This is a genomic window from Lonsdalea britannica (assembly GCF_002111595.1).
GTDB classification, from domain to species: domain Bacteria; phylum Pseudomonadota; class Gammaproteobacteria; order Enterobacterales; family Enterobacteriaceae; genus Lonsdalea; species Lonsdalea britannica.
In genome coordinates this window covers 25,913-51,490 of record NZ_LUTN01000020.1, presented here as the reverse complement: position 1 = coordinate 51,490, position 25,578 = coordinate 25,913, and the positions used below count along the sequence as shown (strand labels likewise).

Annotated in this window: 18 protein-coding genes and 2 pseudogenes; 11 read left to right on the top strand and 9 right to left on the bottom strand. The window is 54.0% G+C overall.

The features are described from left to right. Positions 1 to 66 precede the first annotated feature (66 nt). Positions 67 to 1,272 (bottom strand): MFS transporter, encoded by a 1,206-nt coding sequence (locus AU509_RS15225; protein WP_094118739.1) that lies wholly within the window; start codon positions 1,270 to 1,272, stop codon positions 67 to 69. Between the two features lie 103 nt (positions 1,273 to 1,375). Between AU509_RS15225 and AU509_RS15220 the strand changes: the two genes are divergently transcribed. Continuing rightward, a complete protein-coding gene (locus tag AU509_RS15220) occupies positions 1,376 to 2,299 on the top strand; it encodes a LysR family transcriptional regulator (RefSeq protein ID WP_094118738.1) in 924 nt (307 codons plus the stop codon). A 158-nt stretch (positions 2,300 to 2,457) separates the two neighbouring features. Here the strand turns inward: AU509_RS15220 and AU509_RS15215 are convergent, their stop codons facing one another. Beyond that, positions 2,458 to 2,841 (bottom strand): nuclear transport factor 2 family protein, encoded by a 384-nt coding sequence (locus AU509_RS15215; protein ID WP_094118737.1) that lies wholly within the window; start codon positions 2,839 to 2,841, stop codon positions 2,458 to 2,460. A gap of 105 nt (positions 2,842 to 2,946) precedes the next feature. Between AU509_RS15215 and AU509_RS15210 the strand changes: the two genes are divergently transcribed. Then, positions 2,947 to 3,681 (top strand): helix-turn-helix transcriptional regulator, encoded by a 735-nt coding sequence (locus AU509_RS15210; protein WP_094118736.1) that lies wholly within the window; start codon positions 2,947 to 2,949, stop codon positions 3,679 to 3,681. 95 nt (positions 3,682 to 3,776) lie between these two features. Here AU509_RS15210 and AU509_RS18890 read toward each other — a convergent pair whose 3' ends face one another. Then, positions 3,777 to 5,396 (bottom strand): methyl-accepting chemotaxis protein, encoded by a 1,620-nt coding sequence (locus tag AU509_RS18890; RefSeq protein ID WP_303393920.1) that lies wholly within the window; start codon positions 5,394 to 5,396, stop codon positions 3,777 to 3,779. Between the two features lie 294 nt (positions 5,397 to 5,690). Here AU509_RS18890 and AU509_RS15200 point away from each other — a divergent pair, with 294 nt between their 5' ends. The 6 genes from AU509_RS15200 (at position 5,691) to AU509_RS15175 (ending at position 11,415) form a co-directional block, all read left to right on the top strand. Beyond that, complete coding sequence (locus tag AU509_RS15200; RefSeq protein WP_085653633.1) at positions 5,691 to 5,957, top strand: YjbD family protein; 267 nt, start codon at positions 5,691 to 5,693, stop codon at positions 5,955 to 5,957. 277 nt (positions 5,958 to 6,234) lie between these two features. After that, positions 6,235 to 6,933, top strand: coding sequence for an expansin EXLX1 family cellulose-binding protein (locus AU509_RS15195; protein ID WP_094118757.1), 699 nt, complete (start codon positions 6,235 to 6,237; stop codon positions 6,931 to 6,933). Positions 6,934 to 7,186: 253 nt separating this feature from the next. Beyond that, complete coding sequence (gene glsB, locus AU509_RS15190; protein ID WP_094118735.1) at positions 7,187 to 8,110, top strand: glutaminase B; 924 nt, start codon at positions 7,187 to 7,189, stop codon at positions 8,108 to 8,110. Between the two features lie 79 nt (positions 8,111 to 8,189). Beyond that, positions 8,190 to 9,110: a bifunctional Delta(1)-pyrroline-2-carboxylate/Delta(1)-piperideine-2-carboxylate reductase gene (gene lhpI, locus AU509_RS15185; RefSeq protein ID WP_094118734.1), complete on the top strand. Its 921-nt coding sequence runs from the start codon at positions 8,190 to 8,192 to the stop codon at positions 9,108 to 9,110. Positions 9,111 to 9,327: 217 nt separating this feature from the next. Next, complete coding sequence (locus AU509_RS15180; protein ID WP_094118733.1) at positions 9,328 to 10,152, top strand: mannosyl-3-phosphoglycerate phosphatase-related protein; 825 nt, start codon at positions 9,328 to 9,330, stop codon at positions 10,150 to 10,152. 33 nt (positions 10,153 to 10,185) lie between these two features. Next, on the top strand, positions 10,186 to 11,415 hold the full coding sequence (locus AU509_RS15175) for a glycosyltransferase family protein (protein ID WP_085653637.1): 1,230 nt from the start codon (positions 10,186 to 10,188) through the stop codon (positions 11,413 to 11,415). 11 nt (positions 11,416 to 11,426) lie between these two features. Here AU509_RS15175 and AU509_RS15170 read toward each other — a convergent pair whose 3' ends face one another. Together AU509_RS15170 and AU509_RS15165 are read right to left on the bottom strand one after the other, a co-directional pair. Further along, positions 11,427 to 12,158, bottom strand: a complete 732-nt coding sequence (locus tag AU509_RS15170) for a DJ-1/PfpI family protein (RefSeq protein ID WP_176223487.1) — start codon at positions 12,156 to 12,158, stop codon at positions 11,427 to 11,429. 86 nt (positions 12,159 to 12,244) lie between these two features. Continuing rightward, positions 12,245 to 13,012, bottom strand: a complete 768-nt coding sequence (locus AU509_RS15165) for a class I SAM-dependent methyltransferase (protein ID WP_094118732.1) — start codon at positions 13,010 to 13,012, stop codon at positions 12,245 to 12,247. Between the two features lie 302 nt (positions 13,013 to 13,314). Here AU509_RS15165 and ydfG point away from each other — a divergent pair, with 302 nt between their 5' ends. Then, positions 13,315 to 14,064 (top strand): bifunctional NADP-dependent 3-hydroxy acid dehydrogenase/3-hydroxypropionate dehydrogenase YdfG, encoded by a 750-nt coding sequence (gene ydfG / locus AU509_RS15155; RefSeq protein WP_085653639.1) that lies wholly within the window; start codon positions 13,315 to 13,317, stop codon positions 14,062 to 14,064. A gap of 109 nt (positions 14,065 to 14,173) precedes the next feature. Here ydfG and AU509_RS15150 read toward each other — a convergent pair whose 3' ends face one another. Both AU509_RS15150 and AU509_RS15145 read right to left on the bottom strand, forming a co-directional pair. Continuing rightward, entirely contained in the window at positions 14,174 to 14,722 is a 549-nt protein-coding gene (locus tag AU509_RS15150) for a cupin domain-containing protein (protein WP_208640013.1), read from the bottom strand. Beyond that, a complete protein-coding gene (locus AU509_RS15145; RefSeq protein WP_085653640.1) occupies positions 14,716 to 15,033 on the bottom strand; it encodes a MoaF-related domain-containing protein in 318 nt (105 codons plus the stop codon). Before AU509_RS15145 ends, AU509_RS15150 begins: the two co-directional genes overlap by 7 nt. 200 nt (positions 15,034 to 15,233) lie before the next feature. On the opposite strand from AU509_RS15145, the gene AU509_RS15140 reads away from it, so the two are divergent. Both AU509_RS15140 and AU509_RS15135 read left to right on the top strand, forming a co-directional pair. Then, the gene (locus AU509_RS15140) at positions 15,234 to 15,581 is read left to right on the top strand and encodes a DUF1283 family protein (RefSeq protein WP_085653641.1); all 348 of its coding nucleotides are present in this window, start codon (positions 15,234 to 15,236) and stop codon (positions 15,579 to 15,581) included. 88 nt (positions 15,582 to 15,669) lie between these two features. Continuing rightward, positions 15,670 to 15,954: a DUF1161 domain-containing protein gene (locus tag AU509_RS15135; protein WP_094118730.1), complete on the top strand. Its 285-nt coding sequence runs from the start codon at positions 15,670 to 15,672 to the stop codon at positions 15,952 to 15,954. Between the two features lie 66 nt (positions 15,955 to 16,020). Here the strand turns inward: AU509_RS15135 and AU509_RS15130 are convergent. Both AU509_RS15130 and bioD read right to left on the bottom strand, forming a co-directional pair. Beyond that, positions 16,021 to 24,638 (bottom strand): annotated as a pseudogene (locus AU509_RS15130) (GH36-type glycosyl hydrolase domain-containing protein). A gap of 250 nt (positions 24,639 to 24,888) precedes the next feature. Continuing rightward, positions 24,889 to 25,553: pseudogene (gene bioD, locus AU509_RS15125) on the bottom strand (dethiobiotin synthase). Positions 25,554 to 25,578: the final 25 nt, after the last annotated feature.

Genomic DNA, 25,578 nt, shown 5'->3' with positions numbered 1-25,578 from the left:
GTACATTAAATGCACACCAAGGTGAGAATGTGCAGAATTTCGCGTTTATGGGGGTCAGTTTGGATATCAAAAATTATGATCTGCTGACAGATGAAAACGCTTAGCCAATTTCTTTTGCAGAATGATAACGATAATGGGAAATACGGATGCGGATATGGCGCATATCACCAGCAACCTTTTTACATTTTGTGGTGCCATGCCATGATCGGGTAATAAAAAAGCAGACAGGAAAAATGCGACCGTTGTCATCACATACATTATTGATGTCTGTAATGAAGAAAATCCCGCTCGTTGCCTATCATCAGGAAACTGAATCGTAATCGCTGAAGATGAAACCAGACGGCTGTAAGATGCACCGAGAAATAAAGTCATGAATAACGCCGCATGCTGATAACCCAAGATGGGTATTAGCAAACTCAATATAAAGACGGCGGTGGAACCAGTCGCCAGAACCAACGCAGAAAAACGGGAAGTTAACACGCCAGTGATTTTTGTAGACAGGTAACCTATCACTCCACCGCCGAAAAACAGCCAAGGCAATAGATCTTCCGAAGCGCCCAACTGCTGCGTCATTAGTGGTACCAAAATAGGAATGACCAGCATTGGACTAAACTGTACAAGCGCATTACCGGAGGCGAACAGTAAAGTATCGACATCGAGAGCCTGCGTCTCGCGCGTGCTGAGAGAGTCCGAGTTTTGTGGGATGGCGGAGACAATCAGAGGCAAGGCCAACAAGCAAAGTGTAGTGATTAGCCACAACGCAACATGCCAACCATAGTTGGTACACAAAAATAATAGGCTGGGCATTCCTACAATGCTGACCATCGAAAATGACGCAATCACCGTCGCCAACATTTTTCCGCGCAAATTAGCTGGCGCATTGTTTATCAATAAACTTGTCCCTACCCCCATTGTCGTTCCTCCCACCAACCCTGCGCAGAATCGAAGTGTAAGCAAAAGACTAAAACTGGAGATGAATGTAGTTAAAAGTGTCAGCAGGCCTAATAGCGCCATATTGGCGATTAAAAAACGTTTTTTATTGAAACCACCAATCCAGTAAAAGGCGATAACACCCGAAAGGACGGCACCCAATGTGTACATACCTGACACATAGCCCGAGAATGATACGGGCACTGAAAAATCCTCTGCCATAAAAGCAAATACAGGGTTAAACACCATATATTCCAGCGCATTAGTGAACTGGACAAAAGCCATGACAATGGCGATTCGCATAAGGGATTTATGATTAAATATCTGTATGATCAGTGGCATAGCTAACTACCTAAGGATGAAAGATATCCCAGCTTAACTGCTATCAATGATGTTCACTATATGGTAAAAGTGGCACTTATTGTTATCATATATGGGATAGTTAATGCGTTCGGCTCTTGATTTTAATACCCTGAAAGTGTTCATGGCTGTGGTTGAAAGAGAAAGTTTTGTCGGGGCATCTAAAGTCCTCGAAATGCCGAGATCCAATGTCAGTCGTTGTATTTCTCAGTTAGAAGAAAAACTGAATCTTCAGCTGATTGAACGCAGCACCCGCCATATGAAACTCACCCAGGCAGGACACCTACTTTATACCCGCGCAAAACCACTGCTAGAGGCGCTTGAGCAAACAGAGACAGAATTAACGTTGCGGCAAATGCAGCTCAAGGGTCCATTACGTCTCTGTATTCCCAATGAAATAGGTCCTGCATTGCTGGGATCTGTTATTGCTGATTTCGCCTGTCAGTACCCGGATCTAGAGATCAGTTGCATCACCAACTTGTCAGGTTTTGAATCCCTGCGAGATGATCTGGATTTAGCCATCATTGTGACCCGTGGTCAGATGGATGACAGTGATTACATAGCCCGTCATCTGGTGACTATCCCTTGCACCATTGTTGCGGCCCCCTCCGTCATTGAGCGTTATGGCACCCCTTCTCATATCCAGCAATTTAAAGAATTACCCTGCATTACAACGGTGAGTGCACTCAAAGGTGCGCCCTGGCAGTTCGTCAATATGAAAGGGGGATTCGAGACAATTAAGGTTAAAGAGCATTATCGGGTCAACAGTGGAGAAATGGCAGGACGAGCTGCGCTAGCGGGTGTAGGTTTTGCCATTCTATCGAAACAAGCCTGCCAGCCCTTCATCAGCGATGGCCGGTTAATAGAAGTGGAGTTTGAACAATCGGCAGCCCCATTGCAATTGTTCGCCGTTTATTCCAATCGTCGTTACTTGCCCGCTAAAACCAGAGCGCTCATTGATTTCATCCATCAGGAATTGAGTCAGAGACATTCAATGGATCAAGGTTAAAAATGGGCTTGGCATAGAATGGTTCTTGATATTCAAAACCCGCTTAAATATCAAAGCCAAGCCGAGATCTGCCCGTCGACAGTTTAAATTTCAACCGGATGAAACTGTCGAATAGTTCTTGCGTTTTAGTCCCATCGCCTAGTTTTATAATCTTTCAGTCAACTCCGACTGCCGAGATTTCGATCACTGTTCTCGCCATAAATCATTCGTGTCAGCTCCTGGCAACTGACAATCTTGTCTGACGACAAACGATAGTGGGCTAATACTTCAAATAGACTGTCCCTGCCCTCGCCTTTTTCTACCTTGACCTCATGATGCGTAAAAACAGTTTCGCCCTCGGCAACAATAGACAGCACTGAAAGAGTCATACGTCTGGTTTTCGTTTTGAGTAAGCCCATATGTTTGACAAACTCATCATAGCCAAGATGTTTACCATCAACCTGTTGCTGATAATCGGGAGAAAAATAAACGGCGATCCTCTCTTCATTGTGCTCGGGATTATTGATGATTTCTTGCAAAGCATTCATCACGATCTGACTCATGTCTTCATTGAATTCTCCTGACTGTGAACAAACCCAGTCTACATAACATCCCAGATCGCTTATTATCGTTATTTGGACATGATATACGGTTAATCAGCCATTCCGATGCAAGCAAAAACATTCGAATATAAGCAGCCGCATTCAACGCCTTGGCATGAGCATGAGTCAGGCCAACTTTATTGGCTCAGCGATGGCGTTATTGTGATTGAAACATCAAGAGCGCAGTGGACCGTCACCCCCGGTTCCGTCGGATGGTTTCCTGCAGGCCTGAAACATAAAGCCTGGGTTCCAGCCACGGCCAAAGGGAGAAGTCTTTACCTCGCTGCCGCGTCGTCCATCGAATTGCCCTCTCAGCCGGGTATTTACGGCGCAGATAGCTTTGTTTTGGGGCTTTTAGAACGCGTTTTCAGAGAAACTCATGCCACGTCCTCTGACGACTACCGGAATAATCTTCTGACGTTACTGGGCCACGAAATAGCCCGAAGCGACGAACTGCCTCTGCACTTAACGTTTCCCGTCGATCGCCGTGCTCGCAACGTCGCTAATGCGTTATTGAACAATCCCGGGGGCGCCTGGGATCAGACTCAGTTAGCTCAGCAGTGGGGACTCAGCGTACGCAGCTTAAGCCGGCTATTTCGTCAACAGACCGGCCTGAGCTTTAGCCAATGGCGGCAACAGGCGAAAATCATTGTGTCTTTGCGATGGGTTCTTGCGGGATTATCAATCAGCGACGTTGCGCTGATGAGCGGTTATAGCAATGTAAGTGCTTATATCGAGGCATTTCGTCAGCGTTTTGGCCAGACACCGGGTCAGCTTCAAGCCAGCAAAATCGGTCGTTAAAAGCTAACGTGCTTGCTCTGCAAGGGTAAAAAAAAGCCAGCGATGACTTCAATCGCTGGCTTGAAATAAAGACCCATACTCAGTGAAAAATCAGTTCAACGTAAATCGCGCGACGCCTGATTCAAACGTTCAGCCTGCTGTTCCAGCGACATGGCCGACGCAGACGCGTCCAGCACCAACGCGGCGTTTTGCTGAGTAACGTGATCCATCTCGGAAACCGCCAGGGACACCTGGTTGATACCGCTGCTTTGCTCATCGGAGGCCAGTGCAATTTCACTCATGATGCTGGTGACATTGTTGATCTCAGAGACAACCTGCTTCATCGCATTGCCCGCGCTGTTAGCCAGATCCGCCCCTTCTTTCACACCAGTTTCAGAATCTTTGATCAGGCGAGTGATGTCCGTGGCAGCATTGGCGCTGCGCTGAGCCAAACTACGCACTTCGGCAGCCACAACGGCAAAACCTTTACCCTGCTCACCCGCACGCGCGGCTTCCACCGCGGCATTGAGCGCCAGAATGTTGGTTTGGAAAGCAATACTGTTAATCAGCGCGATAATCTCGGAAATCTTGTCTGAGCTGCGAGTGATTTTCACCATCGACTCAACAACTCGATCCACAATTTCACCCCCTTCCGTCGCTTTCTTAGAGGTATTGCTGACGACCGTCCGGGCATGATGGGCATTATCGGTATTCTGTTTCACCGTTGCCGTCAACTGTTCCATGCTTGCCGCCGTTTCCGCCAGAGCCGCGGCCTGCTGCTCGGTACGTGCAGACAAGTCGGTATTCCCCGCGGCAATCTTGCTGGAGCTGCTGTAAATAGACGCGGCGCTGTCACGAACAGAAAAAACAGTGTCATAAAGCGACTGCTGCATCTGCTGAATATTACTGCCCAAGACACCGATTTCATTTTGACCCGTGGGAATGCTGGGCTGTGTTAAATCACCGTGGGCAATAGCCTGAATACGGGAGACCCAATAACGAGTTGGATTGATAATGACGCGATGAATAATGATAAAGGTCATAAAGACCAGCACGAGCGTTAATACAAACGATGCGCCCATCAAAATATAACTCAGCCGAGAATTGCTTTGAGCATTTTCGTTGATTGCCTTCTCTCTTTCAACACGATACAAATAAGAGGCTTTCAGCGGTACATCATATTTAACGTCTAAATCGTCAACAACATCAGACTCAAAATTATTGATTTCCTGAGCCGTTCCTGTTTTAGCCAGATTAAACATCGGGGTAATACCGGTGTTTATGTAATCGTTATATCGGCTTTCCAATTCACGATCGCGAGCGAGCTCGGATTCAGCACGATTGCTGCGTTTGATGTAGCCAGTGAACATTTGCTGCGACATCGCGAGACGCATTTCCGCCGCGCTCATGCTGGCGTTGTAACGATCCATCTGTCCGTTGTTTCTGCTGTTCGCGGCATGCATAAGGTTCATTCGCGCCGCACGCATATGGTTGGCACTGTCAACCAACTCCATACGCACGTTCAGTTCCCGATTGGAGTCATCGAGGGATAGCTTGCCTTGCCACAAGAAGTAAGATGCCGTGCCGATCGCCGCGGCGAACAACACTAAAACGACGGAGAAGACAAGAATAAAGAGCGGAGTCAACCGTAGGTTTTGACCACCACGCTGCGCAACGTTTTCCCTTCCGGTCGAATTTCCTTCGACTGGTACCAATGCATTAAGGTCATGACTCATATTATTTTCTCACAATTTTAAATATTTCGGCTCGGTTCAAGACGTGGAATATTTCCTGAATCAGTATCGGCATTTAGTGGAGGAAATTGATTTTTTTTCGATCAACGCGATGAAAAATCGCATTTTCTATCAGTCGTTGTTGTTCCCTCTCCTAGTCGCGCCAATCCGACATTTCTTTGTCATGGAAAAATGCTTGTCGGTTAAGATTTATGGCGAAATAGCACGCCGATATTTGTGAATACCTCGATTTTTTCCACTATAATGACGGTCCAATCCCCACGCGGAATGAGAGCTATGCCCAGATTAACGCAGAAAGACATGACGGAAAGCGAACAACGTCAACTCAAAACCCTCCTCGACCAGGAACGAAAGAAGCACGGCCGACCGCTAACCAACTCAGAAAATAATCACATCAAGGACGAGTTCATCGATAAGCTGATGCGAGAAAGGGAAACTGTTGCCAAACAAGCCCGCGCAGAGAAAAAGAAAAACAAATTCAAACCCGACACCTCCGCGACTTATCAATGGTCTGCCAATACGCATCTTCGCGGCAACCGATAAATAATTATTGAGTTATTTATCGGTAAATAATACCGAACTTAGTAAATAAAAATAATGTTCTTCCTTATCACAGGAGGAGCGTTATTTTCAGACGCCTCATACTAAGATAAATGCGATTGATTTAGGTATCTTCTCTGTTCTATAAACATAGCAGCCAAAATTAACACACAATAGAAAGGGATGATTCAAATGGAAGCGTGATCATTGAATTATTCGTCTTCTACGTTTCACCTTGTGTTTCTATTATTTTCTCAATGACTTCATATTGGACGTGAACATGAAAAATAAAACATCGTTATTACTTTCCTTATTCATATCTCTTTCGTCTGCGGCATTCAATAATGCGCAGGCATCCAGGGACATTAACGACGTCTGCCGGGGCTCGGCGACAGCGACTGGCTCCGGATATTCCGGTGGCGCATTGCTGCTGGATCCGATATCCAGCGACATGGAAATCACGGCATTAAACAGCAATCAGCTGAACTATAACGGCATCAACGCCGCGATGGCGGGTGCTTATCTGAAGGTCACCGGTCCTAAAGGCAGCACGACGGTGTATGTCACCGATATTTATCCTGAAGGCGGCGACTGTGCGCTGGATCTATCTTATAACGCCTTTAAAAAAATAGGCGACCTGCAAGACGGCATTATCAATATCGAGTGGCAACTGGTGGAAGCGCCGGTGTCAGGTAATGTCATCTATCGAATCAAAGAGGGTTCCAACCCTTATTGGGCTGCTGTCCAGGTACGCAATGCTAAATATCCTATCATCGCGATGCAGTATATGAAGGATAACAATTGGGTTACCGCGCCTAAAATGAGCTACAACCATTTTATTCTTGAGAATTTAGGAAACCAGGTCACGCAAATCAAGTTCACCGATATCAAAGGCCGTCAGTTGAAAGACGTGTTGCCGCAAATACCGGAAAGCACGTCTCAGGCCTATATGGTCGTTGGTAACGTGCAATTGCCGTGATAACCGCAGATGACCAATAAGCGCGGTTATCGCTTAATCGTACGCCAAACTTATCCCTGCAATGGCCCGGTAGACTCCCTACCCGGCCATCCTGAATCGCCTCCACTTAGCGCCTCTCCCTCGCCTGCTCTGTAACAGAACATCTGACATTCATGCCCGCGAGTTTTGCGTCAGACCTGAAGTCTGTGAAAAAATAGGCATCATCTTGTTCTCTCATCCATTTTGAAGCGCGTTATTACGTCGGAGATTCACATTGGCTGAACTCAGCAATGGTTTACTGGAAGCAATACTGGAAGACGTCCGTCCGTTAATTGGGCAAGGCCACGTTGCGGATTACATCCCCGCCCTGGCCGGCGTCGCGCCGGACCATCTGGGGATCGCGGTCTGCGGCGTTGACGGGGCGTATTATCAAGCAGGCGATGCCGACACGCGTTTTTCCATCCAGTCGATATCGAAGGTACTCTCTTTGTCTCTGGCATTAACACGCTATCAGGAAAGCGAGATCTGGCGGCGCGTCGGCAAAGATCCGTCAGGACAACCTTTCAACTCGCTGGTTCAGCTAGAACTGGAGCATGGTAAACCTCGCAACCCGTTTATCAATCCCGGCGCACTTGTCGTGTGCGACATGTTGGAAACCCGCCTTGCCGCCCCGCGATTGCGGATGCTGGAACTGGTGCGTTCGCTGACCAACCAGCCCGATATCGACTACGACCGCACGGTGGCGCAGTCTGAATTCGAGCATTCCGCCCGCAATGCGGCGATAGCCTGGCTGATGAAGTCATTCGGCAATTTTGATAACGACGTCCCCAAAGTGCTGCAAACCTATTTCCACTACTGCTCGCTGTCGATGAGCTGTGCGGAACTCGCTCGTGGCTTCCGGTTCCTCGCCAGTCATGGACGCACGCTCGGCAACGCCCCCGCCTTGCTCTCCTCGCGTCAGACGCGTCAGGTCAATGCGCTGCTCATGACCAGCGGGATGTACGACGGCGCCGGTGAGTTCGCCTGGCGAGTGGGAATGCCAGCCAAGTCCGGCGTCGGCGGCGGCATTGTCGCCATCGTGCCGGGAGAAATGAGTATTGCCGTATGGTCGCCGGAGCTGGATGCGTCCGGGAACTCGCTGGCAGGCATCGCCGCGCTGGAGCGACTGTCCGAACGCCTCGAGTGGTCCATCTTCTAGCATCACACCTACTCAGGCCAATGACGTCGTCTTCTGACGCCCTGGGCCACCATGTTTAACTTAAATTCAGGGAGTCTTAATGAAAAGCCAGTCATACGTCACCTACAGCCGCGAAGAAACCGCAAAATTGCTGAGTTTTTCCGCATTGGTTGATGCCATTGCTCATGCCGCAGAGGAGTACGCCACAAGGGGCATTCTTAGCCCTGAGCGTTTGGTGGTTCCCATGTCGGAAAGCGCGGTGATGTTAAGTATGCCCGCCGTCAGCCATGACGTGGCGATCCATAAACTGGTGAACGTCGTCCCGGAGAACAAAAGCCGCCAGATCCCCACCATTCACGGGTTAGTTACGGTATTCGACGCGCAAACCGGCGTCCCGCTTTTTGTGCTCGACGGGCCGGAAGTCACCGGACGTCGCACCGCCGCCGTCTCCATGCTGGGGATCCGTACCTTTATGCAGGAACCCCCTACGGAAATACTGCTGATCGGCACCGGCACGCAGGCGCTTTACCACCTTCAGGCCATCGCCGAGCTGTATCCCAACAGCAAAGTATGGGTCCGCGGCTCTCGTCCTGGACGCGCCGAAGCCTTCTGCGAACAGCACGCTTCTTTGCATCCCGCACTGACCCCTTGCGAACCAGACGCTGTTCCGGAGAGCGCGAACGTGGTCATCACCCTCACAACCAGCACCGCCGCGTTTTACCATGCGGATGCGCGCCCGGAGGTTTTAGTCATCGGCGTCGGCGCCTTCAAACCGAATATGGCGGAAATCGGCCCCCATACGCTCGCGGGAAGCGATATCTTTGTTGACGATCCCGAAGGGGCGAAACAAGAAGCGGGCGATTTGCTTCAGGCCGGCGTCGACTGGGCATCCGTTCATTCGCTGATTGGCGCATTACGTCAAGCACCGACGACCGGTCGCCCCATCGTGTACAAAACGGTCGGGACCGGCGCGTGGGATTTAGCCGCGGGTCGTGTCGCCCGCGCTGCGTTGGGGATCTAAATCCGCACTTCCCTCATCCTGGCTACCGACAGGAAAACTCGGCCGCGCTCATGAGTTGCACAAATGGAAATACGTGCATACGCTTAGTGAAGCATGAAATGCAGCGGCCGGGTTCATCATTCTGATTTTACGGTAATTTTCTACGATTACCGCTGCGTCCTCATACCTGCCTACGCTAACCTGTTAAGTCCCCCTAGCGATCGTCAACGGAGGTCAAATGTCAGAATGTGCAGCCGAATGGGTGATATTTACCGATCTGGATGGCTCGCTGCTGGACCATGACACCTACGACTGGCAACCGGCCAAACCGTGGCTGGCGCGGCTACAGGCCGCACAGGTGCCGGTGATTATCACCACCAGTAAAACGGCCGCCGAAGTGGCGCCTCTGCAGCGCGCCCTGGGTCTGATCAACGTCCCGTTCATCGCCGAAAACGGCGCGTTGGTCACGCTTCCCGCGACCTGGGAAAATCATCCTGATTATCCCCACAAAATCTTTGGCGCGGACTACCCTCAGCTTTGCCAACGCCTGAACCGTTTACGGGCGGAACAGGCATTTCATTTCAGGGGGTTTTCGGATATGACCGACGCCGAAGTGGCCGATATCACCGGGCTTGCTCTGGGTGACGCGACGCTCGCGCGACGTCGGGAAGGTTCAGAGCCGTTAATCTGGTTGGGCACTAACACTGAACTGGAACGCTTTGCCGCTTGTCTTAAAGAGTATCAGCTCGCATTAACGCAGGGCGGCCGTTTCTATCATGTGATGGATGAATCCGTCAGCAAAGGTCATGCGGTGGGATGGCTGGTAGATCAATATCAACAGCGGACCGGTTCTGCGATGGCCACACTAGGGCTCGGCGACGGGCCAAATGATCGTTCCCTGCTGGAAGCGACACAGCATGCCGTCATCATCAAGGGGGCCGTCAGCGACAAAGTGACGTTGTCACCACAATATCGTGGTGAAGTTTACCGTACGGAATTTACCGGGCCTCGAGGCTGGAGCGAAGGTCTTAGCCATTACCTCAGTCAAATCATAACTTATTAATTTAATGATGTATTATTAAGGGAGAGTGAAGGCATGAGCGATTTTTATCAGGATGGCATCATCACCAACTTTCATAACCTGACCCAGCGCAGCGTGGAAGAGTTGGAATACGACCTTCAGGTTTTTTCGGGCCAAAACAGCATGGGCCTGATTCTGCCCTCTCTGTTTTCCGAGCTGGAAGGCCCGGCTCTCGGCAACATTGTGGATATGTTGGCGCAGGTCCCCTATCTGGGTGAAATCGTCATTGGACTGGACAGGGCCGATCGCGATCAGTTTCAGTTTGCTCATTCGTTCTTCTCGCGTCTGCCTCAACGTCACCGAATTTTATGGAATGATGGCCCGCGTCTGACCAAACTGAGTCAGGAGCTGGCTGAAAAAGGTCTGGCGCCGATGGAGCCGGGCAAAGGCCGTAACGTGTGGTTTTGCGTAGGTTACATTCTGGCGTCTCGCCGTTCATCCTGCATCGCCCTGCATGATTGTGACATTGTCACGTATGATCGCAGTATGCTGGCACGTCTGCTCTATCCTATCGCCAACCCTCATTTCCACTACGACTTCTGTAAGGGCTACTACGCTCGTGTGGCGGAAGGAAAGCTCAATGGTCGCGTCGGCCGGCTGTTGGTCTTCCCTCTGCTCAAATCACTGCAAAACGTCTACGGCAACTCGGATTTTCTGGAGTACATGCGCAGCTTCCGTTATCCGCTGTCCGGCGAATTCGCCATGCGCAGCCACGTCTTGCGTAATCTGAGGATCCCGAGCGACTGGGGGCTGGAAATCGGCGTTCTGTCAGAGATCCATCGCGGAACGGCGACCAGCCGTATCTGTCAGGTGGATATCGCGGACAATTACGACCATAAGCATCAGCCCATGTCGGAAAACGATCCTAACGCCGGACTCCAGCGGATGGCGATGGACATCACCAAAGCGCTCTACCGTAAACTGGCGATTCAGGGTGTGAATATCACCACCGATTCCTTCCGCGTGCTACGCGCGACGTACTACCGTACCGCGCTGGACATGATCGACTCGTTCGAGCACGACGCGCGTATGAATGGTTTGCATTTTGACCGTCATACGGAAGAGTCCGCGGTTGAACTGTTTGCCGATGTCATCACGCAGTCGGGACAGGTGTTTAGCGAAAGCCCGGGAGACAAGCCGTTCGTCCCTAGCTGGAACCGCGTGCAGTCCGCGTTTCCGGATGTCTTGGAACGCCTTTACGAAGCGGTGGAAGCCGACCGACAGGAAATTGCATCTCAGGGGTGAAATAAGTCTGTTTAGGTCTGCGGCGGCAGGTCAGACAGTTTGGCCGCCGCTTGCTTCGTCGCATCCTGTCTTCGAACGATAAACGCCGCCTGATCTCGACGAACACCCGCCAATAGCTCAGGCGGCGCAGCCTCAGGAGAACCGCAGGCAAACGGCGGCATCGGATCGTATTCCAGTTGAAGCTGAATACGTTGAGCTACGGCAACCCCATAAAGCTCCGCCACGACCGTCAACGCGAAATCAATGCCCGACGTCACCCCCGCGCCACTAATACGATTGCGATCGCGGACAACGCGCTCTGGGACCGGAATTGCCCCCAACAGCGCCAGTTGATCTAGCGATCCCCAGTGTGTCGTCGCCCGATAGCCTTGCAGCAACCCCGCCGCCCCCAAAATTAATGCGCCGGTGCAGACCGACGTCACCCACGTCACTTCCTGCGCCTTCTGGCGTAAAAACGCCAGCGTTTCGCAATCGTCCATCAAATCAATCTGACCCGGTCCGCCGGGAACGCAGAGGATATCCAGTTCGGGGCATTCCGCAAAAGTGGTTGAGGGAAGCAGCTGTAGGCCGCGGTCCGCCGTCACCGGTGCGCGATCTTTCCAGATAAGGTGCACGCTGGCCCCCGGCGCGCGCGCGAACACTTCATGCGGCCCCGTCAGGTCAAGCTGGGTCAATCCGGGGAAAAGCAGGAGTCCTATAGACAGCGAAGCAGGCGTCGACACGATGAAGTCCTCCACCGGCATGAATAGCACCGGGCGTTAAGTGTGAGTTCGTCCCGCAGAAAAGCGCTTAAGCGGGACGGATAACCGACAGGACGGTAACAAGCAACTTAACACCTCACGATCAGCGTTGCCATATCGCTGGAGAAAGAGCCGTCGTCTTCAATGGCGAAATGGCGCTTCACTTCCGCCGAAGCGTCGCGTTGCAACTCGCGGATAGCGGTCACGAAATATTCCGGCGTCCGCATCCGCGTGATCCAGCTTGAAAACTCGAGATGCAGACGAGAACAGCTCACCGACACAACTTTGAACCCAGCTTCAGTGAAAAAAGTCAGCCATTCGCCCGGCGTGTAGTCGCGAACGTGCGAGGTATCCCGCAATATTTCCACCGTTTGCAAATACACATCCAGAACGGGATGTCCGGGTGAGACCACATCGATAAAAATCGCCTCGCCGCCCGGTTTCAGTACGCGCTTCACTTCACGCAACGCCTGACCGACGTCCTGCCAATGATGTGCGGAATAGCGGCTGATGACCACATCCATACTGGCGTCGTCGAACGGTAAGGATTCCGCCACGCCCTGTCGGGTCGAGATATTATCCAGTCCTTTATCTTTGGCGGCCGATGACACGGTCTCCAACATTCGCGGGGAGAGATCGTAGGCGACGACATGGGCTACATTGGGCGCGACGGTGAAACTGACGTGTCCGGCGCCACACCCCAGATCAAGCACATTTGCCGTGGATTTGCCCTGAAGTCTCTGCGCCAAGGCCTGCAGGTCTGCGCCCTGTGCATGCACAGCGCTGTTTAAGTAGGTCTGAGCCTGCTCCCCAAACTGCTTATCGACCGACTGCAAATGATTGTCGCTGTTTTTCATATATCTCCCGCTGTTACGGACCACAAAAGCATAACGTCTTGTGACTGTTACATATTTACGCGAACAGAAAATACCGTTGCTCAAGAAGACACAGGATTTAATAGTCCTTGATAGGATCGTAAAGGAGTGTAAAGCTATCGCTGACACGAAATACGCAGCCCCTGTTTTCGGAGCGTCTGACGTGATTAACACCGATAAATCCGAATTCGCCCGTCTTTGCCCTCAGTTTTTAGCCCTGAGTTGAAATATCGCCCCTATCGACCATGATTGGAATGACCATCGCGCAGTAAAGAGGAACTGACATGATTATTTTTGTTACTGGAGCCACCGCTGGATTTGGTGAAGCAATAACCCGTCGTTTCATCAAGGAAGGCCATCGGGTTATCGCCTGCGGCCGCCGTCAAGAACGTCTGGATGTGTTGAAAGAAGAGTTTGGCGATTCGCTGCATACGCTGCGTCTGGACGTACGCCACCAGAAGTCGATCGATCAGGCTATTACCTCCCTGCCCGCTGCGTGGCGCAAGATTGACGTGCTGGTGAACAACGCCGGGCTGGCGCTTGGGTTGGAACCTGCGCATCAAGCCTACGTCAACGACTGGGAAACCATGATCGATACCAATAACAAAGGCTTGGTCTTCGTAACCCGCGCCCTGTTGCCGGAAATGGTGAATAAGAACGCCGGTCACATTATCAATATCGGTTCCACCGCCGGGAATTGGCCCTATGCTGGCGGCAACGTCTACGGCGCGACGAAAGCATTCGTCCGTCAGTTCAGTCTGGGACTGCGCGCAGACCTGTACGGCAGCCGAGTGCGCGTGACCAATCTGGAGCCCGGGCTGGTGGGCGGCACGGAATTCTCCGGCATTCGCTTTAAAGGCAACGAAGACAAGGTGCAGCAGACCTACGACAAAACCAATCCGCTGCTGCCGGAAGATATCGCTGAGGCGGTCTTCTGGGTGGCGACGCTGCCGGAACACGTCAATATCAATACGATGGAAATGATGCCGGTGAGCCAGACCTACGCGGGGCTGAAGGTCTATCGCGACGAGTAACCGACGTTGTCGTGAACCTCGGGTTCGCATAAAAAGGGAAGGCGATCGTCACGATCCCTTCCCTTTTTCACATGACCGACGCGCGGCGCCCCCAAAGAACTCAAGAAAATCAGCCTGACGACAGGCTGACGCCTCCGGCCGGACATCGTTCATCTGAGGGGTTGTCAAGCGCCGACGTCACCTGAACCACCATGACCTTGGCCGGTTCTTTACCCACCGCTCCCGAAATATGCCCCACTCTTTTGCCAAACGTCCCGGCATTTTTGTCATAGCCAAAAGACATTTCCCCCGGCCCCATTTCTATCCGATTGCCATCCATCGTCTCGACAAACCAACGCCCTGATAGCGGAATAATCCACTGCGGCGACGGGTTTTTATGCCAAGGGCCCACCCAACCGACCGGCATGATGTTGAAGACGTAGCGCGACGTGGGCAGATCATGCTGAGACACCCATTCGGGATCGCCCTTCGCGCTGAATTGCTCTAGTTTGAGCGTATCCAACTCGCACTTCGCCTGATGGGAAATCCCCGCCTTATCAACCCATACACTCCAATAACGAATCGTACTGTTTTTATCCGCGCTCTGCGCCTGACACAAGCCGGAACCAAGTAACAGGGGCAACAGAACCCCACGACGATACGACCAACGTTTTAACATATTTCCCCCTTCATGACGTAGAAGCTGCCATCCATCATCGTGTAAAACGCGCGCGAGGTTTTTTTCACAAAATTATCGCAATGAACGACCGTCGACTTGTCTTCCTCCTGCCAGGCGATCAGAAAATAATCGTCCGGCAATGACTCCCATTGGAACGGGATCGTCATGATTGTTCCCGCCATATCTCCCGTCATGAATTCGGCGGTCACCTTATCGCCCTCTGTTGAATAGGTGTTTTTAATGACGAGCTGCGGATTGAACGTGATCACGAAAGACGAACCTGCGTAGGGAAATATTTCTTTAGTACTCATCAACCCTCCTGAAACCAAGAAATGGCAGCGCAAGTCGCTGTCGACAATATCAGTATAGTTTGCATGGGTATTAACGCAGTCTAACCATGTGCGATTGACGTGAATGGCGGGTCGGTTATAGTTTCGTTGTCATTTACAACGTTAATGTTTTGGCATCACGGCGAGAATCGCGTTGGCACATACCGAATTCAGGGTGAAAAATGAATACGACGTCATATCAATCAGCACTGCGTTTTGTTATTCCACTGTCACTGTTGCTGGCCGCGGCGAGTTGGCAGACGGCTCAGGCGCAGACGGATCACATCATTGTGGATAACGGCAACAGCGCATTATCCAAGGAAGCGGCTCGCCAGAGCCAGGAACAGTGGAATGAAACCCAGCGACTCCGCAAGAAAGTAAATCAGCGGGTTGAAAAAGAGTTCGATAAAACGGCAAACGCGATTGACGGCAGAGAGCGATGCACGACCAGCGCCAACGTCAACGCCTATTGGGAGCCGAATACGTCCCGCTGCCTTGACCGTCGTACCGGGCGCACTGTCATGCCGTAACTTTTCGTCTACGCTTGTAGAGAGTCCCGACCCTTGTCCCGGCATCCAGCCGGGCAGTCGTTAGGTTTCTTTGAACAAAGGTGATGAAATGAAAAAAACGATAATGTTAACTGCCGCGCTTTTCGTGATTGCCCCCCTGGCCGCACAGGCATCTTGTGAAAGCGTTCGTGATGCTATCTCACACAAAATCGTCCAAAACGGCGTACCGGAATCCGGCTTCAAGCTGGATATCGTTCCTAACGATCAGGTAGGTCAGGCGGGTGGACAAGTGGTGGGTCATTGCGAAAACGATTCGCAAAAGATCGTCTATACCCGCTTTGCCGAAGGTGAAGCCCCTGCGGAAAGCGCGCCTGCGGCGCACGCCCCGCAATAACACAGGTTGTGCTTCCACCGCGTCCCGCGAGTTTGACTCTCGCGGGACGCGCTTTTAACGCCACGCTTATTGTCCGACTGACGCCTCCCCGCCAACCCAAACCTCGACCTGATGTAATCCACCGTCATCCCGTAACGGAATCAGACCACCCGGGATACCCTGTCCATCCACCGTCACACGCTCTTCGCGCTCACCGCGTTTTACGGTAATCACGTATTGGCTACGGCCTTCCTGATAGCGAATCTCCAACTGCGGCCAGTCGGCCGGGAGATGCGGCGCCACGGACAAACTGTCGCCATGACGGGTGATCCCCAGCAGTGATTCGGTGATCAGTCGATATGACCAGCCCGCAGAACCGGTATACCAGCTCCAGCCACCGCGTCCGTTATGGGGGCTGACCGCATAGATGTCTGCGCAAATGACATAAGGCTCCACCTTGTAGCGCTGCATCGATGCGGGTTCCAGACTGTGATTAATCGGGTTAATCATCGACATGAGTTCCCAGGCCCGTTCGGTATTGCCCATTTCTGCAAAGGCCATCACCGCCCAAATCGCACCGTGCGTATACTGTCCTCCGTTTTCGCGCACGCCCGGTAGATAGCCGCGAATGTAGCCGGGGTTAGGTCCATGACCATCGAACGGAGGCATCAGCAGTTTGATGATACCGTTCGTATCATCGATTAGCTGTTCGTCCAGCGCCTTCATGGCTTTCTGTCGATACGCCTCATCGCCCGCGCCGGACAAGACCGACCAGCTTTGCGCAATCGCATCGATTTTGCACTCTTCGGCGGTATGGGAACCCAGCATTTCGCCGGTATCAAAATAGCCGCGACGATACCAATCGCCATCCCAGGCGTGGGTATTCAGATTCTCTTTCAGCGTCGCGGCGTTATCCCGATAGATATCGGCTTTATCCGCCAGGCCGCGGGTATCGGCCAGCGTTGCGTAGCGCTGCAATACGGTATATAGGAAGAAGCCAAGCCAGACGCTTTCACCCCGGCCTTGCAGGCCCACCAGATTCATACCGTCGTTCCAGTCGCCGCAGCCTATTAGCGGCAGACCATGCTGTCCCATGCGCAGACCGTTCGCGACCGCCCGTTCGCCGTGCTGCCACAGCGTTTCGACCGTAGCGCTGATCCCCGGCTGTTCATAGCTCGACTCTTCGCCGGGGTTAAGCAAGCGACCTTCAAGGTACGGCACCGGCTGATCCAGGACACCAACATCGCCGGTCACTTCCACATAATGACAAATCGCCAGCGGCAGCCAGAGGTAATCATCCGAGCAGCGCGTGCGCACGCCGTTACCCTGCGGCGGATGCCACCAGTGCTGAACATCCCCTTCAATAAACTGACGAGAGGCGCACAGGAGGATCTGCTCGCGCATCCGTTCCGGCGCGATATGGGTCAGCGCCAGCGAATCCTGTAGCTGGTCGCGGAAACCGAATGCCCCGCCGGACTGGTAATACCCGCTGCGGGCGTTGATACGGCAGGCGAGCGTCTGATAAAGCAGCCAGCCATTCGCCAGCAGGTTGGTGGCCGGGTCCGGCGTGGCAATCTGCATTTTCCCCACGATACCGCGCCAGTATTGCTGCACCCGTTCCAGCTCGCTCCGTGCACTGGTTTCGCCAAGGTATTGCCGCATCAGCGCTTCCGCCTGCCCTGTATCCTGTCCGACGCCCAATGCAAAAATCAGCGTACGCTGGTCGCCGTCGATCAACGCGAGGGCCGATTGCACCGCGCCGCACGGATCAAGACCCGCGCCGCTTCTGTCGGAGAGACGGCGTAGTTTGAGCGCCGCAGGCGCCGCGCGTGAACCGTTGCGTCCTAAAAACTCGCGTCGGTCGCCGCAGATAGAGCAATGCGCGCCGGTCACGGCGAAGAAGGCGGTTCGCTCTGAACCATTGCCGCTGTAGTAGTTCTTGGCGAGAATTGAGCACCCACGCTCAACCGGCGTTCCCTGCGTCACGATGTGCATCGCCGATTTAGACCGCAAATCGCCCAGCACCCACTCGGCATACCCGGTGGCGGACAGCTTACGGGTTCGCCCGGATTTATTGGTCAGCGTCAGAATAAACAGTTTGACCGGCGCTTCTTCTGCGACAAACACGGTCAATTCGCTGTCGATGCCCGATTCCCGATGCTCAAACACGCTGTAGCCAAACCCATGCCGTGTCCGATACGCGCCACGTCCCCTGACCGGCAGCGCCATCGGCGACCACACCTGTCCGCTCTCTTCATCGCGCAGATAGAAGGCTTCGCCGGACGCGTCGCTGACAGGATCGTTCTCCCACGGAGTCAGACGATATTCGTGGGCGTTTTCGTACCAGGTGTAGGCCTGACCGCTTTCTGAAATCACCGTGCCGAATTCCCGGTTGGCGATCACGTTGGACCACGGCGCAGGCGTATTTTCGCCCTCACTCAGCACGATGTGATACTCGCGTCCATCTGGAGAAAAGCCGCCGAGGCCGTTAAAGAACTGCAACTGGCTGACTTCCGGGGCGAACGGCGTATGACGATCCGGCAGTGCGGGGCTAAGCGGAACCAGCGGTTTTTGCAGGGACAGCGTATTTTGCATCCGCTGATTAAGCTGCTCAATCACGCTGTCGCCACGGTCGTCCAGCACGATGGCGGCCGCGCTCATCAGCAGCGTGCGATCTTCAGTGGACATGTGGATATCGCCGCGCACGAAGATGCCGCCGGGTTTATCCAGCTGGCTGGATGCATCGCCCGCCGAAATCAGGCCCAAGATCTGGTTTTGCAGATCCTGCTGATAGCCGCCGAGGTCGGCGTTGATGATAACCAGATCGACCGACAGCCCTTTCAGACGCCAGTAGCTGTGTGCCCGAACCAACGTGGCGACCATCCCGATATTGACGTTGCTACTGACGGACAGTAGGACGATGGGTAAATCGCCGGAAATGGCATTCCCCCACAGGCCCGACTGCCCGCGACGGTTCGCCATAATGGTATGCGCATCGGCCCGCAGCTCCTGCGTCGGGAACAGCACGCCGCCCGCCAGACGGTTGAACAGGCTGGCATCGTCCTCGTTGGCATTAAGCTGACGCAGAACAATTTGACTGTGGGAACGCGCCAGCTCAAAGACACGGTCCGCGATATTGCGGTCACGGTATTTTTCGAGCAGCGCGATGGTCGGGTCACGTGCTTCGGTGATGCCATAGACCAGATCGACCACGACGGGAATGCCCGGCTCCAGCTGGATGCGCTGGCGGATCGCCATCACAGGGTCCAGCACCCCGCCCGCGCTATTGGCGAGCGAGCCGCCCCGTTCCAACGCCAACGGCGTCGCACCGTTACGACCCCGGCCGATAAAGGCGGCGCGGTCGGTTTCGAAAGACGTTTCCCCGCTGTTATGACCGTGTACGACCATCGTATGGAATAACCACGGACAGGCTTCTTCCGGCTCGCGCGGACGGCGATGACAAAGAATCGCATCCTGTTCCGGCAACAGTTCCGTCTGTACGAACAGATTACTGAACGCCGGGTGCGCGAGATCGTTCGCCGCCGGCGCCAGAACGACTTCGGCGTAAGAGGTGATTTCAATGCTGCGGGGCTGACGACCGCGATGAACCAGCGTCATACGACGCAGTTCAATATCATCTTCCGGCGACACCACCACATGGGTATGTACGGTCAGCGAGCCATTGAGGCGGACGAACTCGGCGCCTGCGTCCGTAAACACAATCCGATGTTGTCCTTCCTGCCCGGCCACAGGCTGCCAGGTGTTGCTCCACACTTCGCCAGTCGCCGTATCCTTCAGATAGCAGAACGAACCCCGGTTATCGCAGGTACTGTCCTGACGCCAACGAGTCAGCGCCAAATCGCGCCAGCGGCTGTAACCGCCGCCGCCCTGCGTCAGCATCAAATGGTAATCGGCGTTCGACAGCAGTTGGACTTCCGGTATCGGACTGTCGACATCTTTGAACTCCCGAATGTCGTATTTCGCCGGTTTCAACACTCCTTCATGGGACTCGAAGTGGCGGCGCGGGCGGTACAGCTCTACCACCTCAGACATCCGCTCCTGCAACAGCAGACGCGCAGACTGGAACATCGGGGTACTGGCGAAACGCTCCACCATCGGCGCATCCAGCAGCACGTGAGACAGCGCCAGCAGCCCCATCCCCTGATGGTGCGCCATATAAGAGCGAATGATGGCGTAAAACTGGCCTTGCGCCAGACGTGACGTGGTGTAGTCCAGCGCCTCATAAAAACCGTATTCACCGCGTGCGCCGTTATTCTCCAGCGTCACCAGGTTCTCGCAGGCTTTGGCAGGGTTAATCATCAAGGCCAGTAACGTGGCATAGGGCGCGACGACCGTATCGTCGCCCAGACCACGCCGCAGCCCCAGACCGGGTACGCCGAACGCGTGATATTGGTAATTGCGGTTGACGTCGAAGGCGTAATAACTCGACTCGGAAATACCCCACGGCACGCCGCGAATTTTTCCCCACGCGATCTGGCGATTCACGGCAGACTGACTCATCAGCTCCAGCAACGTGCCGGGATAATCCGGCATAACCAGCTGCGGCATCAGGTATTCGAACATCGAACCGCTCCACGACATCAGTGCCGGTTCGTTATCAATCACCGTAAACAGTCGACCCAACGCATACCAGCTTTTGGTCGGCAGTTGGTTGGCGGAGACAGCGACGAAGTTGGTCAGTCGCACCTCTGACGGCAGCAGATCATAACTGCTGCTGTCCATGACGTTGGCGTCGCAGTTGTAGCCCACGCTGAGCAGATGCGTTACCGGGTTGTAGAGGAAGCGGAAATCCATGTTGGCATGGTCGCTCAGACGCTGTTCCAGCTCGGCCAGAATCGACAGTCGCTGACGTGCCAATTCGATGGCGGGAGACATGGAGATAGCGTGTGCCGTCGTCACCGACGATGAGTATTGCGCCAGCCAGACCAGCGACGGCAGCGTCGAGACACCGCGATCCTCTTCCGTCATCCAACCCAATAGCTGTGACCACTCCTGACTTATCCCGCTAATCTGCGCATCCAGGCTCTCGGCCCAGCGTCGAATCACATGGCTTTCTGCCGCGGCCAGGTCTGCCAAGGTATGACTTATCCCCTGCATCGCCTGTAGCTCGGCATCGAAACGGAATGGCGGCGCGTCGTGCGCGGATGCCCATTTTTTACGGAGCTGATTCAAAGCGCCCGGCGCGCGCGTCCAAACGCGTTCCAGCAGCGACAGCGTGTCGTCCAGCCCGGCCAGAATCTGAGTCATGTCCATGACCGGCTGCGTACGCATGGCAACCAATCCTGAACGAAGCGTCAGCAGATGCCCCGCCAGATTGCCGCTGTCGACGCTGGAGATATAGCGTGGCGCCAACGGCGTCAGGGTGTCAGTGCTGTACCAGTTGAAGAGGTGGCCCCGGAAGTGCGTCATCTTGTCGAGCGTATCCAGCGTCAGCGATGTCCGGTTGAGCACGCTGGCCTGACTGATATAGCCGAAGTCCCATGCCGTTAGGTTCGCCAACAGCGACAGGCCGATATTGGTCGGCGAAGTACGACGCGCCACAATCGGTCCCGGCTCCTCCTGAAAGTTATCCGGCGGCAGCCAGTTTTCTTCAGCCGTGACGAAGGTTTCAAAGAACAGCCAAATTTCACGGCTATGCTCACGCAGCCGCCGACGCTGATCTTCCGTTAGCCCCTGTTTCTTTCGCTGCGGCTCCCGACTTAGCCAGCACAGCAGACGCGGCGCTGACAGCCACAACACGCCCAACGGGACGGAAACCACTTGCAGCAGCGGATTGAAGTAGGCCGTCAGCAGCATCAGTAGCACCGCCGCGACCGGATTAGCCCACATCACCAGATAGTATTGTTGCGGCGCGTTGACGCGGCGCAGAAGATGCTGGCCAAGACCGGCATCCAGACTCACCCAATCTTGCAGGTGGCGCTTGCTGATCACCAGACGCCACAACGTGACGCCGATTGCCCGCAGCGTATTGACGCTTTCATACGGCAATAGCGATAGGTTCATTCCCACGCGCAGTAAACGCTGTAACGCGGCGTTGAGCACAGTGCGCAAATGCTGCGAAAACGTGCGCCGCCGGTTTTTTCTGATGATCTGATAAATCAACGTCAGCGCGGTCGGCAACAGTAGAACCATCGCGACGGCGGTCAGCCAGTTCACCGGATTGGGCGCCCACGTCAGCGCACAAAACAGGACGACCAGCAGGCTCGGTGAATACAGACTCCGTCGGAGATTATCCAGCAGTTTCCAGCGGGACAAGCCGCTCAGCAGGTTAGCGACACGCCGACGGTCTTCCCGCCGCACATAAATGCCCAGCCAGTTTAACAACTGCCAGTCACCGCGCACCCAGCGAGTACGCCGCGCCATATCGGCCAGATAACAGGTGGGGTACTGTTCGTACAGCAGCACATCGCTCAGCAGTCCGGATCGGGCATAGCATCCTTCCAGCAGATCGTGACTCAGTACCAGATTTTCCGGACAAGTCCCCTCGTTAGCGCGGGTAAATGTGTCAACGTCATAAATCCCCTTACCGACGAAGGAACCTTCGCTAAACAGATCCTGATAAATATCAGACGCCATATAGGAATAGGGATCGTTGCCCGGAATGGCGCTGGACAACGCCGCGTACCGACTCTGTCCGTAACGGGGGATCTCCTCTGCCAGACGCGGCTGCAGGATGCCGTATCCATCCACTACGCGCCCTTTATCCACATCGAAAACAGGCTGGTTAAGCGGATGGGCCATCGCGCCCACCATCTTGTGTGCGGCATCGCGCGGCAGCACGGTGTCGCTATCCAGCGTGATGACATATTTGATGTCGTCCAGCGTTTGGCTCTGATTGCCGACGATGGTATCGAATTCGTTGCTCTGCTGGCGCAGCCAGCGGTTCACGGCCTGAAGCTTGCCGCGCTTGCGCTCGTAGCCCATCCAAACGCCCTGCTTTTCATTCCACTGCGGATTGCGATGCAGCAGGAAGAACAACGCGTCCACCGGATTGGAATAGCGCTGATTCAATCGCTTGATATGCTGGGTCGCGTAGGACAGCAATTCATCATGCCACGGCTGAGTTTGGGTGGCTGAATCGGGAAAATCGGTCAGGAGCGCGAAATAGAGATGGGGAGAAACGTTGCTGAGATAACACACTTCCAGGCTATTGATCAGCTTATCGACGCTTGCCCGACTACTCAGCAGACACGGCACCACGACCAGCGTCCGTGAATCCGACGGGATGCCCGTGGAAAAGTCGAGTCTCGGCAACGGACTTGGCGTACGCGTTTGCATGGTGGCGTCACCCAGCAGATCCAGCACCAGTTGGCTGAAAACAATGATGGCGGGGATCGCCATCAGCCACAGCGTCCATCCCATGCCGGCTTCGTGGGTGCGTAATAACAGGTCGGCGCTCAGCGCCGTGGTCAACAGGCTCAGGCTGCCCAGCCACGAAAGAAGCGGCTCCTGATTGAACCAATGGCGCAACCGCGTGAGCGGCGGATAATGCACCTGAAGTTGCTGTTCCAGCGCGGCGCGGCCTTTATCGACAAGATAGTAACCGACGTGGCGTTTCCGTCCGCCTTCTGGCGCCGCTTTCGCCATCGCCAGGACAGCGTCCGCCACCTCGATTTCGCTGTACGGACACTGACGGGACAGAATTTCGATGGTATGACGATAGTGATCTCGGGTATCAAAATGCATCGCGGCGTAAATGCCCGCGGGGTCCTGCAACAGTCTTTGTTCAACCAGACTCATCGCCTCCGCAAAGTCAGGCCAATTCGTTTCGCTCAGCTGCCGCAGGCTGGCGATACTGTTGCTCACCGATAGCTGATTAATCGCCTGCTGCTGATTGAAGCGATGGATCATGGCGTCTGTCGTTAATCCTTCCTCTGCCAGCCGTTGCTCAACCCAGGTCAGCGGCAGCGCCAGCATGTTGCCGTGGCCGCGCAGACGGCGCACCATTTCAGCCACAAACGAGTTCGAACGCGGCGGGTTGGATCGCGCCATATCCGCAATCACGATAATCAGATTGGAAGGATCGATTTCGGCGCCTTCCAGAAACTTGTCGACCCAGGCATCGGCGAGATTACGTTCTTGCTGGGCGGTCGCTACTTTTACGCTCACGCGTCTTAGGTTATCGATAATAGCCAGCCGCAGCATCGCGGGCAGCGCCCACAATTCACTGAGCGTCAGCGGCGTAATTTCCTGATAAGCGGCGATGTAACGCATCAGCGTTTTAGCATCGAAACCGCCATCGCCGTGGGCGATCGCTTCGGTCGCGATGTCATAGATGCGCGGGCCATTAAACGGTTCGCCCAGCTGCGGCAGCCCCTTGCCGAAGTTTTTCGGCAGATGCTGAAAAACGCGCGGATGTGTTCTTCGATCAGGTAAAAATTATCAAGCAGCCATTCGCCTGCCGGAGTAATCGCCGATTTGTCGCTGGCGTTGAGCACGTCACAACTGTGGGTCAATACCGCCTCATGATCCGCCAGATTTTTTAGCAAATAATACGGCGCATTTTCCTGTGTCAGCTTGTGGGACCGCGCGAGCTTTCGACCATAGCGCTCCATTTGGTCGGCCGAGAACAATTCGGCTTTGATCGTGGTATAAGGGTGTTCGCCAGGCTTAGGCGTCGCCCCTTTTGCGGGAAAAGCGGGAAGTTGTTCGGACTTAAACCAAGCAAGGAAATTTTTATTCACACAGACACTCCTGAGCACGGACGCCAAAGGGCAGCCAATGACGCTGCAGGAAAGAGTTCGCACTTGATAATGGGAATCACTGAATGGCGAAAACCGTCACTTTATGAAGTCACGGCAGGCTACGTGTTAAAAATAGCAAAGTCTGATACAAACGCTTAACTTTCGACCGATAGGACAAAAAACCCGGCAACGTGCGCCGGGTCTGTGAGAGAGGGATGAGCGAACCGGCGCTGGCACGCCGGTCGAAACGTTACTGTTCGAGTGCGGACAGATCGATGTAGGAAGACAGTTCGCGTTGTTCCGGACGCGGCAGATACGGCAGCTCGCCCAGCTGCGGCGCCGGGATTTTCCTGCGCAGCGCGTTGATGACTTCGGCATAGTTCGCCAGACCGGGATTGATACGGTTGGCGACCCATCCAACCAGCGGTAGTCCGTCGTTGAGAATCGCCTGCGACGTCAGCAGCGCATGGTTGATACATCCCAGCTGAATACCAACCACCATGACGACCGGCAACTGCTCTTGTATGACCCAGTCTGAGTAAGTGCGCATATCATTCATCAGCGTGCGCCACCCGCCGCTGCCTTCGACCACCACGGCGTCCGCCATCGCGGAGATCTGCTGAAGTCCTTCCGTCATGGCGCAATAATTGATGGTCAGCTCGCTGGCGCTAATCTCGTCTTCCGGCAACGCGACCGGATTGATTTGATCATACGGAAGAGAAAGGCTCGAAGCCTCCTGCAGGATCATCGCATCTTTGTTACGCAGCCCTTCCGGCGTTTCGATACACCCTTTGCCGATAGCTTATAGCCCACCACTGTTTTGCCAGACTTCGCCAGCGCCTGCAATAACGCTTTTGATACCACCGTTTTACCAATGGCCGTATCCGTGCCTGTAATGAAAATACGTTTTAACATGAAGATACCACTCCGGAAGGAACCA